This window comes from Rhizobium sp. RM, assembly GCF_013390595.1.
Lineage (GTDB): Bacteria > Pseudomonadota > Alphaproteobacteria > Rhizobiales > Rhizobiaceae > Agrobacterium.
Window position 1 is genome coordinate 102,684 of the sequence record NZ_JACAWV010000026.1, and the last position, 13,934, is coordinate 116,617.

Consider the following 13,934-nt stretch of genomic DNA (forward strand, 5'->3'; position numbering starts at 1 on the left):
GGCGGTCGGCTGATTGTTTCCGAGATAGAAACACGCTGGCTAGCTTTGGGCTGAAGCTGCAAAGGTATCTCAGCCTTCCGAAGGAAATGTGAGCAGAGTTCCGATGCTCTGCTCACGAGGCCGGCGTCAAACGTCCTGATAAGACGAAATCGCCGCAGTGACGTCAGATGGTTCCTGTGCCTCTGCTTCCGTCTCAGATTGCGTGGCGGAGTTGGACGGAGCGGCATCCTGAGTGGCGCTGCCTGCCTCCGCTTCATTCTTCAATGCAGCAACCTGTGCAGACGTCATGGCGGCGATCTGGCCCGGTGTGAAGGCTGTCGCCTGCGAGGCAGTCAGGGCCGCAAGCGTGCCGGTCCTCAATCCGGTGATCGCGCTTGAAGTCAGGCTGATGAGTTGTTCTGCCGAGAACGCTGCCAGATCATCGCCCGCGAGTGCCGCCGCCTGCGTTAAGGTGAGGGCGCCGACCTGCGATATCGACAGTGCCCCGATTTGAGCAGGACCCATTGCTGCGACCTGACTGTAGCTGAGAGCAGCAACTTGGTTTGTCGACAGGGCGGCAATCTCACCGGTCGTCAGGGCCGCGACAATGGCCGTTGACAGTCCCCTGATCGCAGTCGAGCTGATTGCCGCCAGCTTCTCCGTCGAAAATGTTGTCAGGTCCTCTGTCGTCAATCCCTGAAGCCCACCAGAACTCAATGCTGCGATCTGGCTCGTCGTAAGGATATCGATCTGGCCCTTGCTGAGAGCTCCAACCTGATCGCTCGTCAGCCCGGAAATGCCGGATGTGCTCAAGGCGGCGACCTCGGCAGAAGAAAGAGCGGCAATGAAGTCGGTCGGAAGCCCTTTTATTGCGCTTGCACCGATAGCAGCGAGTTCTTCGGGCGAGAAGGTCTCCAGCTTTTCGGGCGATAGTGCCTTGATCGCATCCGAACTCAGCGATGCGATTTGCCGGCTGGACAGGGCCTCGATCTGCTCGACACTCATTGCACCTGCCTGGGCGCTGCTCAGCCCGGCTATAGCTTTGGCATCGAGTGCAGCGATTTTTTCGCTCGAAAGCGAAGCGATGCCGGATGGGCTCAACGCCGCGGTCTGTTTCGAGGAAAGGGCGCCGATCTGGCTATTCGTCATGGCATTGAGCTGATCCGTGCTCATTGCGGTGATTTGCTCGGTGGTCAGACCAGCTATCGCTGCTGTTGAGAGAGCGGCTACCTGTGTCGTCGTCAACGCTGCAATCATTGCGCTCGACAGGCCCGAAACTGCGGATGAACTGATGGCACCCAACTCCGCAGTGGTGAAGGTATCGAGATCGTCCGCACCAAGTGCGGCAATCTGTTTTGCGCTCATCGCGCTGATCTGGGCACTGGTGAAGCCCTCGATCTGGGCGGCGCTTAAAGCGGTGATCTGATCGGTCGTCAGGCCTACTATTCCGGCGGTGCTGAAGGCTGCGATCTTGTCCGCCGAGAGGGAGGCGACGCTGGTCGCGGTAAGGGCGGCGGTCTGTCTGGAGGCAAGAGCGCCGATTTGAGACGTCGTCAAGGCATCGAGCTGATCGATGTTCAGTGCCGCGAGCTGGCCAGTGGTCAAGCCTGAGATTGCGGCCGTACTCAGCGCGTTAATCTGGACCGATGTCAGCGTCATAACGGTTGCCGCCGACAGGCCAGAGATGGCATTCGAGCCGATTGCTGCAAGATCGGCAGTCGAAAACATAGCCAGACCTTCTGCGCTCAGCGAAGCAATCTGCTTCGAACTCAGTGCGCCAACCTGGGTGCTGGTCAACGCCTCAACCTGATCGGTTTTGAGCACTGCAATCTGATCTGAAGTCAGTCCGGCTATGCCGGAAGGTGCAAGCGCGGCAATCTGATCGACGGAAAGCGAGGCTATGTCAGCGGTTTCAAGTGCTGCGATCTGTTTTGAGGTGAGAGCTCCAATCTGAGCGGTTGTCAGGGCGCTCAACTGTTCGGTATTCAGGGCCTCGATCTGCACCGTAGTAAGCCCTGAAACAGATGTGGCGCTCAATGCAGCGATCTGGGCTGTCGTCAACGATGCAATCGTTGTCGTTGAGAGGCCCGAAATCGCGTTCGAACCGATTGCTGCAAGCTCTGCTGTGGTGAACGTGTTTATACCCTCCGCACTCAGAGCGCCGATCTGTTTCGAGCTGAGGGCGCTGATCAGGGCACTGGTCAGGGCTTCGACCTGCCCGGTGCTAAGGGCGCCAATCTGATCCGTGCTCAGGCCTGCTATGCCCGCCGTGCTCAATGCGGCAAGCTGTGATGTCGAAAGCGACGCAACATCGGCGGCTCGCAATGCGGCAATCTGTTTGGAGGTGACTGCACCGATCTGAGAAGTCGTCAAAGCCTTGATCTGGTCGGTGGTGAACGCGGCAACCTGAGCGGTGCTGAGTGCTCCTATCCCTGCTGTCGAAAGTGCAGCGATCTGCGCCGTCGTGAGCGATGCAACGGTCTGCGGCGACAGGCCGGTGATTGCGCTTGAGGCGATCGCGGCAAAATCCCTGGTGGAGAACATGCTGATTGCGTCTGCGCTCAGCGCGGCAATCTGTTTGGAGTTCAACGCACCGACCTGAGCGCTGGTCAGCGCCTCGACCTGATTGAATGCAAGCGCCGTAATCTGTGCCGTACTCAGCATGCTGACGCTCAGCGAGTTGAGAGCGGTGATCTGCGATTCGCTCATCTGGACCAGGATTTCTGTCGACAACCCCGAGATCGCGCTTGAACTGATTGCGGCAATGTCCTTGGTCGTAAAGGTTGCAATGCCTTCAACGCCCAGGGCGGTGATCTGCCTGGAGGTTAGCGCGCTGACCTGCACGCTCGTGAAGGCCTCGACCTGCGCCGTGCTCAAGGCGGCGATCTGCGCGGTGCTTAGGGCGCCGACGCTCTGTGAACTGAAGGCGGCGATCTGAGCTGTCGTCAGGGAGGTAAGGGCGTCCGTCGACAATCCCGCGATTGCGTCTGCACCGATAGCAGCAATATCCTTTGTCGAGAATTGCGCTACGCCTTCGGCCCCAAGCTCGGCAATCTGCGCGGAGCCGAGATTGCGGATCTGCAAACTCGTGAGGGCTTCTGCCTGACTGGTCGTAAACGATGCCAGTTGCTGGGTGGTGAGCCCTGTTATGCCCGACGAACTCAAGGCCGCAATCTGAGCCGTTGAAAGAGCGATCATATCGTCCGGGCTCAAGGCCGAAACCTGCGCCGAATTCAACGTCGCAATCTGTTTGGTCGAAAGCCGTGCAATCTGATCGGTGCTGAGAACCGCAATCTGGCTTGTCGACAGCCCCGTCGTCCCATCCGTGCTCAACGCAGCAATCTGGCTTGCAGAAAGCGAAGCAATATCGTCGGTAGCCAACGCCGAGATCTGAGCAGAACCGAGTGCCGCAATTTGTGCGGTCGTGAAAGCCGAGATCAGTTCTGCGCTCAGCGCCGATATCTGATCAGCCGTCAAGCCTTTGACCCCAGACGCGCTCAACATGGCGATCTGGCTCGACGACAACATTGCGATATCATCGTCCAGTGCCGCGACCTGGGCGGCGTTCAATGCCTTGAGTTGCAGGTTGGAGAGCAGGCTGACTTGGTTACCGCTCAGAGATTCAATCTGGGTTGCTGTCAGTCCAGAAACGGCACTGGTGCTCAGAGCTGCGATCTGATCTTGCGTAAGTGCTGCAATGACATCGATGCTCAATCCGGCAATCGCCTTACTGCCAATGCCTGCGATCTCGGCAGTCGAAAACGTTGCGAGATCCTCTGGTCCAAACGCTGCGAGCTGAGCTGAACTCAAGGATTTAACCTGTGCCAGCGAAAGAGCTTCAACCTGCGAGGTGTTCAGAGCCTCGAGCTGATCTGCGGTCAATCCTGTAACCGTACTGGTGTTGATGGCGGCAATCTGGGCAGTTGTGAGTGCTGCAATCGCTTCTGCGCTCAATCCCGCTATGGCCCTGGCGGTAATCGCTGCAACATCGGCAGTCGAAAACGTCGCGAGATCCGCCGGGCTGAGCGCCGCAAGTTGCGTTGAGCCGAGTGCCTTGACCTGCGTCGGCGAAAGGGCCTCGATCTGCTGGGTGCTGAACGCCTCTATCTGCTCGGCCGTCAGGCTAGAAACGGCACCGGTGCTGAGTGCGGCGACCTGAGCTGTCGACAGCGCCTCGATCTGATCAGCCTGCAGGGCCTGAAATTGTGCTGCCTTGAGCGCGGCGAGCTGCACGGTCATTAATGCCGCAATCTGATCTTTCGTCAGGGAGGCGATCGCTTCTGAGCCCAATCCCGGCATGGCCTTGGCCGCAATCGCTGCGATATCTGCGGTGGAGAAGGTTGAAATGTTGTCGGCACTCAAGGCAGCAAGTTGCGTTGAGTTTAGTGATTTTACCTGTGCAGGAGATAGGGCTTCCGCCTGACCTGTTGTCAGGTTCGTGAGCTGAGTAGCCTTGAGCGCCGCAATCTGCGCGGTCGTCAACGCGGTAATCTGCTCCGGACTGAGAGCTCCGATCTGATCGGATGTAAAACTTGCAATCACGCTCGAATTGAGTGCCGCGACCTGCTCCGTGGTCAGCGCTGCAATCACGTCTGTGGTCAGTCCTGGCATCGCTCTGCTCGAAATCGCCGCCATGTCGGCAGTCGAGAAGGTCGCGATCGCCGCGGCGCTCAACGCGGAGAGTTGGGTCGAGCTCAACACCTTGACCTGGGTTGGCTTCAAAGCCTCAACCTGCTCAGAGCTCAAGGAAGCAATCTGGCTGGTCGTCAACGCGGCTATGGCGCTGGCGCTGAGCACGGCGATCTTGTCCGGCGAGAGTTCGGTGATCGCTTCCGTGTTCAAACCGGACACGGCGCTCCCCGAGATGGCTGCGATATCTGCTAGTGAGAAGGTGGCGATGTCATCGGCGCTCATCGCAGCAAGCTGCGTCGCGCTGAGCGACTTTACCTGAGCCGGCGAAAGGGCTTCCACCTGGCTCGTGGTCAAGGCTTCAATCTGGAGCGTCGTCAGGCCCGTGATTGCCGAAGCACTCAGAGCGACGATTTGTGCGGTCGAGAGGGACCCGACGAGATCGGCATTCAAGGCCTGGAGTTGCGATGCCTTGAAGCTGGAGAGTTGGGCGGCGGTCAGGACGGTGACCTGCTCTGTCGTGAGGTTGGCAATCGCACCGGTGCCCAAGCCTGCCATCGCCTTGGCCGAGATCGCGGCGATATCGGCCGTCGAAAATGTTGCAATCGCCTCTGCACTCAAGGTCGAAAGTTGTGCCGAGGTCAGCGACTTCACCTGTGTCGACGTTAAGGCTTCGACCTGCTCTGTGGTCAATGCGGCGACCTGTGACGTTTTCAGAGCGGCAATCTGTGCGCCCGTCAATGCGCTGACCTGGTCTGTCGTGAGGGAGGCAACCACTTCGGTACTCAACCCAAGCATGGCTTTGCTCGAAATCGCAGCGATGTCGTCAGTCGAAAAAGTTGCGATCCCTTCAGCGCTCAGGAGGGAGAGTTGCATCGAGTTGAACGCCTTGACCTGCGCCGGTTTCAGCGCCTCGATCTGGTCCGTGCTCAAAACCGCGATCTGGCCACTGGTCAGGCTTGCAATGGCACTGGTGCTCAAGGCGGCGATTTGATCGGTGGTGAGCGCCGCGATTGCCTCGGTACTAAGCCCTAAAATTGCTTTACCGGCGATCGCCGCGATGTCGGCTGTCGAAAACGTCGCAATGTCGTCTGCGCTGAGTGCGGCAAGCTGCGTTGCCTTGAGCGCACCCACCTGAGCGGACGTCAAGGCTTCCGCCTGTTCGGTCGTGAAAGCATGAAGCTGCGTGGTGGTGAATGCGGAAACCTGGACGGACGTCAGGCTTTCAATGGCGTATTTGTCGAGGATGCTGAGTTGATCGAGCGTCAAACCGACAACCGCGCTCTGTGAAATCGCGCTCAACTGTTGCGAGTTGAGAACTTTGACATTTTCAGTCGCCAGCGCTGAGACCTGTGCTGACGAAAGAACTTTGATTTGTGCTTTGGAAAGTGACGCGACATCCTCTGTCGTCCAAGCTGCGATCGCCTCTGTCGAAAGATATTTAATCTGATTGGCGTTCAGGGACGGAATAATCGATGTCATGTCTCAAAAAATCCTGAAGTCGGCAAATGACGCCTGTCGAAGACAGGAAACGAATCTGTCGCTTGAAACCACAATTTTGCTAACTCTGGGTACGCGATAGGGCTTGTCTGAACCTGAAGTTGCTGGCGCCGATCGTCCCTTCAGACTTGATATTTCAGGTTGAAATCAAACGAGGACATGCCTGTCGCGATTGGACGGCTGGTGCGGCTCATTGAAAATTGACGGCTTGCAATCGGCCCAAGGCGCGGTACGAAACGGATCGGGAGGAGATTCTTTATGGAGCGCTTGGCGAACTCGCTATTTCCTGGATTTGAAGAAAAGCATGTCGTCACTGCCGGGACGGACTTTGATATCCTGACCAGTGGTTCGGGACCGGCAGTCCTTCTGCTGCATGGCTACCCTGAAACACGTACGGCGTGGCACCGGATTGCGCCGCTTCTGGCCGCGTCATACACCGTCGTGATCCCTGATCTGCCTGGTTATGGTCGAAGCCGTGTTCTTGGCAAATCGGAAAGAAGCGGTACAAAGCGCTGGATGGGCGAGCAACTGCACGCCATGATGGGGGCATTAGGCCACAGCCAGTATGTGTTGATCGGCCATGACCGCGGTGCGCGCGTCGGTTACCGAATGGCGCTTGATTATCCGCAAGCCGTATCGGCATACGTCTCGGTCACCGTCGTGCCGACGCCGGAGATGTGGGAAGGTGCAAGCAAGGCGTTTGGCATGGGCGCATGGCACTGGTTTGCGCTGGCTCAGCCCGAGCCACTGCCGGAAACGCTGCTGTCTGCCAATCCGCGCATGTTCATCGACAACAGTCTGGATAAGATGGCGCATGGGCTTGATCGTCTGCACCCGTTGGCGATCGAGGACTATCGTATCGCTTTTGATGATGCAGCCGTGCGCCATGCGATCTGCAACGACTACCGGGCCGGCGCCACGGTGGATGAGGCAGACGATCTGGCTGACCGCTCCAACGGGCGAAGGATAGATGTGCCTGTTCTGGTCTTTTGGGAGGCCGGTCGCCGTTACGGCGGTGGGCGCGAGCCGCTGGATATCTGGGCGGACTGGGCGAAAGACGTCTCAGGTCGGGGTCTCGAAGGTGGCCACATGCTGCCCGAGACGGCTTCCGGCGCCATCCTCGACATGCTTGTTCCATTCCTCGAGCGAGTATCCAATGGCAGGTGATCTGGATCCTCTCGACACGGACGCTACCAAGAAGGGGGCCGATTCACTCCTTAGCCTCAGGCAGATCGAGATTTTTCATACGGTCATGCAAACCCGTTCGATAACCGCGGCGTCGAAGGTGCTGGCGGTGTCGCAACCGTCTCTCAGCCGCACCATCCGCCGGATCGAGGACCTGTTGGGCATTGCGCTTTTTGCCAGGGATCGCAACCGCCTTGTCCCTACGTCGGAGGCTCTCGAAATCTACGCCGAAATCGATCCGCTGATCCGTCAGATTTCCGGGATTGGCGCGCAGATCGGGCGTATTGCCCGCGGTGAAACCGCTGTTTTTCGGGTCGGCTCGACCGCGAGTGTTGCCAGGGCACTCGTGCCGCAAGCCCTCAGGCAACTGTCGATCGAGGTAAAGGGAATCGAGCTCTTTTTCGACGTTCTCTCGGTCAATCAAATTGAAGACTATCTTCTGAGCGGTCGCGGTGAAGGCGTCGTTACCATCACTGCACCCAATCATCCGCTGGTGATGATGGAGCAGGTGGGGCAAGTCGATCTCGTTGCGGCCGTCCCGAGGAGCCATCCGCTTGCCTCACGCGATATTATCCGGGCCAGTGACCTCGAGGGCGCCGACTTCATCTCCTTCGAACCGGGCGGTGCGCACCAAACGGTGGTGGACCGCTTCCTGTCGCGCGCACGGGTCAATGTGCAGATCAGAGCTGTCGCACGGTTTTCCGATACGGCTCTGGCGCTTGCAAACGAGGAAATGGGGATTGTTCTGGTTGATTATCTCACAACGCTTGGGCCGATCGGCCACAACCTTGTGATCCTGCCGATCGAGCATGCGCCCCGCTTCGAGGTTTCTGTTTTCTGGAACCGGCAGCGTCCACACTCAGCAAACCTCAGAAAACTCGTCGAGATTCTCACCAGTAAGCTGGCCAGCCTCTCCAAGCTCGCCTGATCGCCATACCGCTTGTGGGTCGCGTCATGCCTTCAGGGCATGAGAAGCATAACTATTGTTCGTTGTCTTCCTGCCACGTGGATGGCAAACAGGTCCTGTGACGCCGGAGGAGGCGTTGAGGATTGGAGACAACCAGATGAATTTTTCTTTGACGCGCCGTCAGGCGCTAATCGGCATGGGCGCAACATGCGCGACCGCAGCGTTTGGACTACCCGCCCGCGCCAGCACGCGCAACCTAGCCGTCCTTCATCTCGCCAGCCATGCGCCGAGCTTTATTGCCTTTGAGCGAGGATACTTCAAGGAAGCGGGCCTCGATATCGAGCTCAAGTTCTTCGAAGCGGCTCAGCCGATGTCGGTTGCCATCGCGTCCGGCGACGCGGATTTCGGTGTGACATCCATTACTGGCGGTCTTGTCAGCCTCGCACAGAAGGGGGCCATCAAGGTCATCGGTGGTGCGCTGACGGAAGAGAAGGGCACAGTTGGCGCGATCATTCTTGCATCCAACAAGGCTTATGACGCAGGCCTGACGGAAGCATCCAAGCTTGCGGGCAAGACTTTTGGGATCACAACGGCCGGTTCGTCGTTCCACTTCATGGCCTACAAGATTGCCAAGGCCAACAACATCCCGATGTCCGACATCCAGTTGCGCCCGCTGCAGAAGCTTGGCGCCATTGTGGGTGCGATCTCGACAGGCCAGATCGATGCCTGGGCGATCCAGCCCAACGTTGCCAAGAAGTTGATCCGCGATGGTGCAGCCAAGCAGATCGGTCTCGTTTCCGACTATGCACCGAATTACCAGGTCACCACGGCCTTCACCTCGACCAAGAATGCCACGGATGAGCGTGCTGTGACGGAAGCCTTCGTCAAGGCCTATTCCCGTGCCATTGCCGATTACAATGCAGCCTTTGTCGACAAGACCACCGATGATGCTGTGCGCGAAGATCTGGCCCGCATCGTTCATAAATATGTCGAAAGCGATAGCCCCTTCGAAGAGGCAAGGCGCAACCTGATTGATGGTGCGATGCGCATCAACAAGGATCTTGCGCTCTCAGTCGAAAGCTGCAGCGAACAGGTTGCGTGGATGAAGGCGGAAGGCATGGTCAAGGATGCCGTCACGAACGAACAACTGTTCGATACGTCCTACGTCAAGACGATCTGATCGATCGCCAATCATCGTACGGAGGCTGAAGAGGCCTCCCTCCGGAGGGCTCTCATGGACCTGAAAATCGAAAACATCAGCCATTATTACGGTGCCGTCGAGGTCCTGAAGGACATTTCTCTCGATATCCCGCAAGGCCAGATCATCTGTCTTATCGGTCCGTCGGGCTGTGGGAAATCGACGCTCCTTCGCTTCCTTGGCGGACTGGAGCGGCCGACCTCCGGCCAGGTCCTGCAGGTCGGCAAGCCTCCGGCAGGCTCGCTAAACCCGCTGACCTATGTTTTTCAGCATTTCGCCTTGCTGCCCTGGCGGACCGTTGAAGGCAACATCAAGCTGGTGCTGGAAGACCATGGCCTCAGCAGCGGCGAAATGAATGATATCGTCACCAATGTGCTGGAGCGGACACGCCTTTCCGAGTTTCGAAAGGCACTCCCCAAGCAACTATCCGGCGGCATGCGCCAGCGCGTTGCCATCAGCCGGGCGCTTGCCGTGCGTCCAGCGGTGATGCTGATGGACGAGCCCTTGTCAGCGCTTGACAGCCAGACGCGTGAACTCCTGATGGACGATCTCGTGTCGCTCTGGACGCGGCAACCCTTCACCTCTGTCTATGTGACGCACAACCTCAATGAGGCCGTGCGCCTCGGGCACCGTGTCGTTGTTCTATCACGTCGTCCCGGCCGCATTCGTGAGATCGTCGATATCGACATTCCGCTGAGTGAACGACAGCTCGGCGATCCGTTGCTTGAAGAAAAGCAGAAGCAACTTTGGGCGCTCATGCGCGAAGAAGCGATGGCCGCCGACAAGGAGTTGGTCAATGTCTGATGTAGCCTCAATCTCGAATTCAATTCCGATCCAGGATAAGATCGCCAATCCTTCGGAGAAGGAGGTGCGTGCCGTTCAGTTCCGCGGCGGCGGTTTTGCACCAACACCGGTCCGCGGCATCGCGATCCTTGTTTTTGTCGTCCTTATTGCCCTTGCCGAAATCGGCACAAGGACGGGGATCATTTCAAGCCTGACATTGCCGCGGCCGTCCGCCGTTGTGGACACATTCATCCAGCTCTGGAATACAGGGCTTTTGTGGAAGCACCTGCTGCCTTCGCTGCAGCGCCTGTTTGTTGGTGCTTGCCTTGGGATTTCCTTCGGCGTCATGGTTGGCGTCATGATCGGCCTGTTCAGTCACGTTCGCGCCGGCCTCGTGCCCTTGGTTGCTGCGCTCTTTCCAATCCCGAAAATTGCCCTTTTGCCGCTTTTCGTCATCTGGTTCGGCATTGATGAAATGTCGAAATACATGCTGATCGCCTTCGGGACCTTTACGCCGACCGTTGTTGCAACCTACGGCGCGGTCGACAATGTCGATCGTTCGTTGATCCGCATGGGGCAAAGCTTTGGTTTGTCGTGGTGGTCAATTGTCCGAAAGATCGTATTGCCCGGTGCATTTCCCGCGATCCTCTCAGGTTTGCGGGTCTCGATCTCGATTGCCATTATCCTCCTCGTTGCGGCGGAAATGCTCGGTGCCCAATACGGTGTGGGTTCTTACATTCTCGAAGCCGGTTCGCTCTACGACCTGGAAAAGCTCTTTGCAGGCGTGACCATTCTGTCGGTGATGGGGCTTATCGTGAGCTATGTGATCGGACTGATCGAACGGCGCTTTCTTGGATGGCGCGGCTAATGCCGCGCACTCTTACCCAAATAACGCTGGAGACATGACAATGCTGGCATTGCAGAAGGTTCGTCCTGAAGCGGGTCTGGAGTTTCGCGATGTTGAGATCCCATCGGTACCTCCAGAAGGTGAGGTGTTGATCAGGGTGGAAACTGCCGGGATTTGCGGTACGGATCTGCATATTGCCGAATGGACGCCCGGTTATGAAAGCATGCAGAGCGCCATGCCCGTGACGCTCGGTCATGAGTTTTCCGGCTTTATCAACGAGGTCGGCGCGAATGTGGCTCGCGGCCTGATTGGCCAACGTGTCACTGTTCGACCGTCTACCACCTGCGGCCATTGTGCTGCTTGCCTTGCCGGCCACGACGACGATTGCAGCAACCGCAAAGGGATCGGGATTGGCCGTAGCGGAGCGTTCACCAGCTTCGTCTGTGCACCGGCCAGGAATTGCCATTTTTTGCCCGACAGTCTCGACATGGAGATCGCGGCACTGACAGAGCCGATGACGGTTTGCCTGGAGGCCGTGAATACTGCAGAGGTACGTGAGGGCCAGACCATTCTTGTGCTTGGCCCGGGCTTTATCGGCCAAGGTATCGCTATTCTGGCACGCAGCCGAGGTGCAAAGGTCGTGATTGCAGGGCGGGACGATCGCCCAAGGCTCGAGCTTCTGCGTAGCCTCGGTTTCGATTTTCTGATTGACGGAAAAGAAACGCCTCTTGACCGCGCGCTTTCGGAATATCAGCCCTTTGACGCGATCATCGAGGCGGCCGGTGTGCCTGCACTGGTCAATGCCACGCTGCCCTTTCTCAAAAAGCGCGGAATCTTCACGGTTGTCGGTATCCATCCTCGACCAGCCGAAATCAACCTCACACAGCTTGTAAGGATGCATCAGCAGATCCGTGGTTCTTATCGCGCCAGTCAGCAAGATTGGGATGCCACGATTGCATTTTTGAATGACCATCAGGATGTCATGCGAAAGCTGATATCGCACCGCTTCTCACTTGGTTCAGCCCTTGAGGGCTTCAGCGTCTCGCATCAGCGTCTTGCCTCGAAGGTCATGCTTCAGATCAGGGAGCCTTCATGAGCGCTGCTTTCCTAGCCCTCTGGAACGATTATCCGGCAACACTAACTGAGGAATATGAGGTTTGGCACACCTTCGAGCACGTGCCCGAACGCCTGACAACGCCAGGCATGTTATGGGCGCGTCGTTATGCCGATTTCTCAAAACCGGATAATCGTTATTTCACGCTCTATGCGCTCGATAATCTTGAGGTGCTGGAACAGCCTGCCTATCTCGAGCTCGTCCGGCAGCCAACGGACTGGTCACTTTCGATGCGGCAGCATTTTCTCAATGTACTTCGCATCCCTGGCATCAGCTTTACCTATGGCGGTAACGGTGTCGGTGGTGGCTTGATCGCACAGGCTTATTCCGTTGGACGGCTGCAGGCGCCAGCGGCTTCGCAAACGCTGGCGAAGGTTCTGGAGGAACTGACGCGATCGGGGCGCATCCTCGGTTTTCGTATTGTTATCGCCGAACCGAACCAACCGTACGAGGTGTTCGAGCAGGCAGACGTCACGGGCCCTGACACCTTGAACGTCATCGTCATGGTTGAAGGCACAACGAAATCGGCGCTCGCAGCCACCCGCGGGTTTGTCAGCGAAAAAGCTCAGAGATTGCTTCAACCAGAACTCACGCTTCGCGACGGTCTCTTCAGCCTGCTCGTGAATTATCAGGGTGGTGAGTTCGCGTCAGACAGGAAAAGCGTGACTGCGTCGGAGACACTTCGATCGCAATTTTCCAGGTCGCCATCTTCTGAGGAGTTGCAAATACCCGCCCAAGGCTGAAAGGCCATTCTGGTCGGAAGATCGCATTTGATTGCGATCTCCGACATGATGCTTCCCACCTTGTTGGGTGAATGCTGCTTCTGTTCAGGGCTCAGGCGAACTTTTCGGTCGTGTCGGCCTTGCCCTTCGTCCAGTAACCTGAGGCCTTGATCCAGGTCAGAGGGTAGGCTCGCTCATCAGTCAGGTAGGCACGGACTGCACGGACGACTTTGGCTTCGGCGGCGACCCAAACGAGCGTCTCTGGCACAATCTCGATCCCATTCAATGCGGCAATGACAGGTGCGGGATCATCGGCTTCGGAGAGGGGGCGATGGACCCAATGTGCCTCAACTTGCGCGTCGCTCGTGAAAGACTGCTCTTCCTGTGGCCCCGCAACCGCACCAATCATGGTGATGACAGTTTCGGAGCTGCTTTCTTCAATGCGGCGGCCAATTGCGGGAAGGGCCGTTTCGTCCCCGACGAGGAGCCAGCGTTTTACCGTCTCGGAGAATACGGCAGAGCCGCGTGGCCCACCAATTTCAAGCGCGGCGCCGGGAATGGCGTCGATCGCCCATTGCGTTGCCGGGCCGGCCTCATGCAGTGCGAAATCGATCGTCAGGCTGCGGGCGGCAACATCATATCGTCGAGGGGTGTAATCACGCTTCTCGTCGGCGCCATCTGGTCCGGAGACGAAGACCTTGATGTGATCGTCAGGTGCAAGGCTTGTGAAATCGGAAAGGTCGTCTCCGCGAAGAACGATACGACGCATTCCCGGGGTGATGTCGACGACGGTTTCAACGGTAAGGAGCCGGCGACGCAGCTCGTGGCGGACCCGCTCGATGCTTGGGGCTGAAACAGGTTGGGTGTTATTGTTATACATCTTGTCCTACAGAGGCTTATCGAGCTCGATCCGCAGGACACAGTCGCGCAGATCGAAGCCGCAAAGCCGTTCGATCATACGCGTTGAGTGACGTTAACGCTTACGTGTCCAACTCGATGCTGGACAGTGAGAGCCTTCATTAAACCAAGCGCGACCGTCTCGCAAGTATGCGCGAAAGCGACCACAATCC

Annotated in this window: 9 protein-coding genes; 7 read left to right on the forward strand and 2 right to left on the reverse strand. The window is 57.7% G+C overall.

What is annotated here, in order from left to right:
* Positions 1-126 precede the first annotated feature (126 nt).
* Positions 127-6,090 carry a beta strand repeat-containing protein gene (locus HWX89_RS26095; protein ID WP_246705319.1) on the reverse strand — a complete coding sequence of 1,988 codons (5,964 nt, stop codon included), beginning with the start codon at positions 6,088-6,090 and terminating at the stop codon, positions 127-129.
* A 276-nt stretch (positions 6,091-6,366) separates the two neighbouring features.
* On the opposite strand from HWX89_RS26095, the gene HWX89_RS26100 reads away from it, so the two are divergent.
* From HWX89_RS26100 to HWX89_RS26130, 7 genes are all read left to right on the forward strand, one after another.
* Positions 6,367-7,275 (forward strand): alpha/beta fold hydrolase, encoded by a 909-nt coding sequence (locus tag HWX89_RS26100; protein WP_138791653.1) that lies wholly within the window; start codon positions 6,367-6,369, stop codon positions 7,273-7,275.
* The gene (locus tag HWX89_RS26105; protein ID WP_138791654.1) at positions 7,265-8,221 is read left to right on the forward strand and encodes a LysR family transcriptional regulator; all 957 of its coding nucleotides are present in this window, start codon (positions 7,265-7,267) and stop codon (positions 8,219-8,221) included. Before HWX89_RS26100 ends, HWX89_RS26105 begins: the two co-directional genes overlap by 11 nt.
* A 136-nt stretch (positions 8,222-8,357) precedes the next feature.
* On the forward strand, positions 8,358-9,380 hold the full coding sequence (locus HWX89_RS26110) for an ABC transporter substrate-binding protein (RefSeq protein ID WP_138791655.1): 1,023 nt from the start codon (positions 8,358-8,360) through the stop codon (positions 9,378-9,380).
* 54 nt (positions 9,381-9,434) lie between these two features.
* A complete protein-coding gene (locus HWX89_RS26115) occupies positions 9,435-10,202 on the forward strand; it encodes an ABC transporter ATP-binding protein (RefSeq protein ID WP_138791656.1) in 768 nt (255 codons plus the stop codon).
* Positions 10,195-11,049 carry an ABC transporter permease gene (locus HWX89_RS26120; RefSeq protein WP_138791657.1) on the forward strand — a complete coding sequence of 285 codons (855 nt, stop codon included), beginning with the start codon at positions 10,195-10,197 and terminating at the stop codon, positions 11,047-11,049. The genes HWX89_RS26115 and HWX89_RS26120 overlap by 8 nt, the downstream gene beginning before the upstream one ends.
* A gap of 40 nt (positions 11,050-11,089) precedes the next feature.
* Positions 11,090-12,124, forward strand: coding sequence for a zinc-dependent alcohol dehydrogenase (locus tag HWX89_RS26125; protein WP_138791658.1), 1,035 nt, complete (start codon positions 11,090-11,092; stop codon positions 12,122-12,124).
* Positions 12,121-12,885, forward strand: coding sequence for a hypothetical protein (locus HWX89_RS26130; protein ID WP_138791659.1), 765 nt, complete (start codon positions 12,121-12,123; stop codon positions 12,883-12,885). The genes HWX89_RS26125 and HWX89_RS26130 overlap by 4 nt, the downstream gene beginning before the upstream one ends.
* 91 nt (positions 12,886-12,976) lie before the next feature.
* Here the strand turns inward: HWX89_RS26130 and HWX89_RS26135 are convergent, their stop codons facing one another.
* The gene (locus tag HWX89_RS26135) at positions 12,977-13,744 is read right to left on the reverse strand and encodes a siderophore-interacting protein (protein ID WP_138791660.1); all 768 of its coding nucleotides are present in this window, start codon (positions 13,742-13,744) and stop codon (positions 12,977-12,979) included.
* Positions 13,745-13,934 lie beyond the last annotated feature (190 nt).

Bases quoted from the DNA above. Each gene is read 5' to 3' on its own strand.
- HWX89_RS26095 (WP_246705319.1), bottom strand. From the start codon at position 6,090: ATGACATCGATTATTCCGTCCCTGAACGCCAATCAGATTAAATATCTT.
- HWX89_RS26100 (WP_138791653.1), top strand. From the start codon at position 6,367: ATGGAGCGCTTGGCGAACTCGCTATTTCCTGGATTTGAAGAAAAGCAT.
- HWX89_RS26105 (WP_138791654.1), top strand. From the start codon at position 7,265: ATGGCAGGTGATCTGGATCCTCTCGACACGGACGCTACCAAGAAGGGG.
- HWX89_RS26110 (WP_138791655.1), top strand. From the start codon at position 8,358: ATGAATTTTTCTTTGACGCGCCGTCAGGCGCTAATCGGCATGGGCGCA.
- HWX89_RS26115 (WP_138791656.1), top strand. From the start codon at position 9,435: ATGGACCTGAAAATCGAAAACATCAGCCATTATTACGGTGCCGTCGAG.
- HWX89_RS26120 (WP_138791657.1), top strand. From the start codon at position 10,195: ATGTCTGATGTAGCCTCAATCTCGAATTCAATTCCGATCCAGGATAAG.
- HWX89_RS26125 (WP_138791658.1), top strand. From the start codon at position 11,090: ATGCTGGCATTGCAGAAGGTTCGTCCTGAAGCGGGTCTGGAGTTTCGC.
- HWX89_RS26130 (WP_138791659.1), top strand. From the start codon at position 12,121: ATGAGCGCTGCTTTCCTAGCCCTCTGGAACGATTATCCGGCAACACTA.
- HWX89_RS26135 (WP_138791660.1), bottom strand. From the start codon at position 13,744: ATGTATAACAATAACACCCAACCTGTTTCAGCCCCAAGCATCGAGCGG.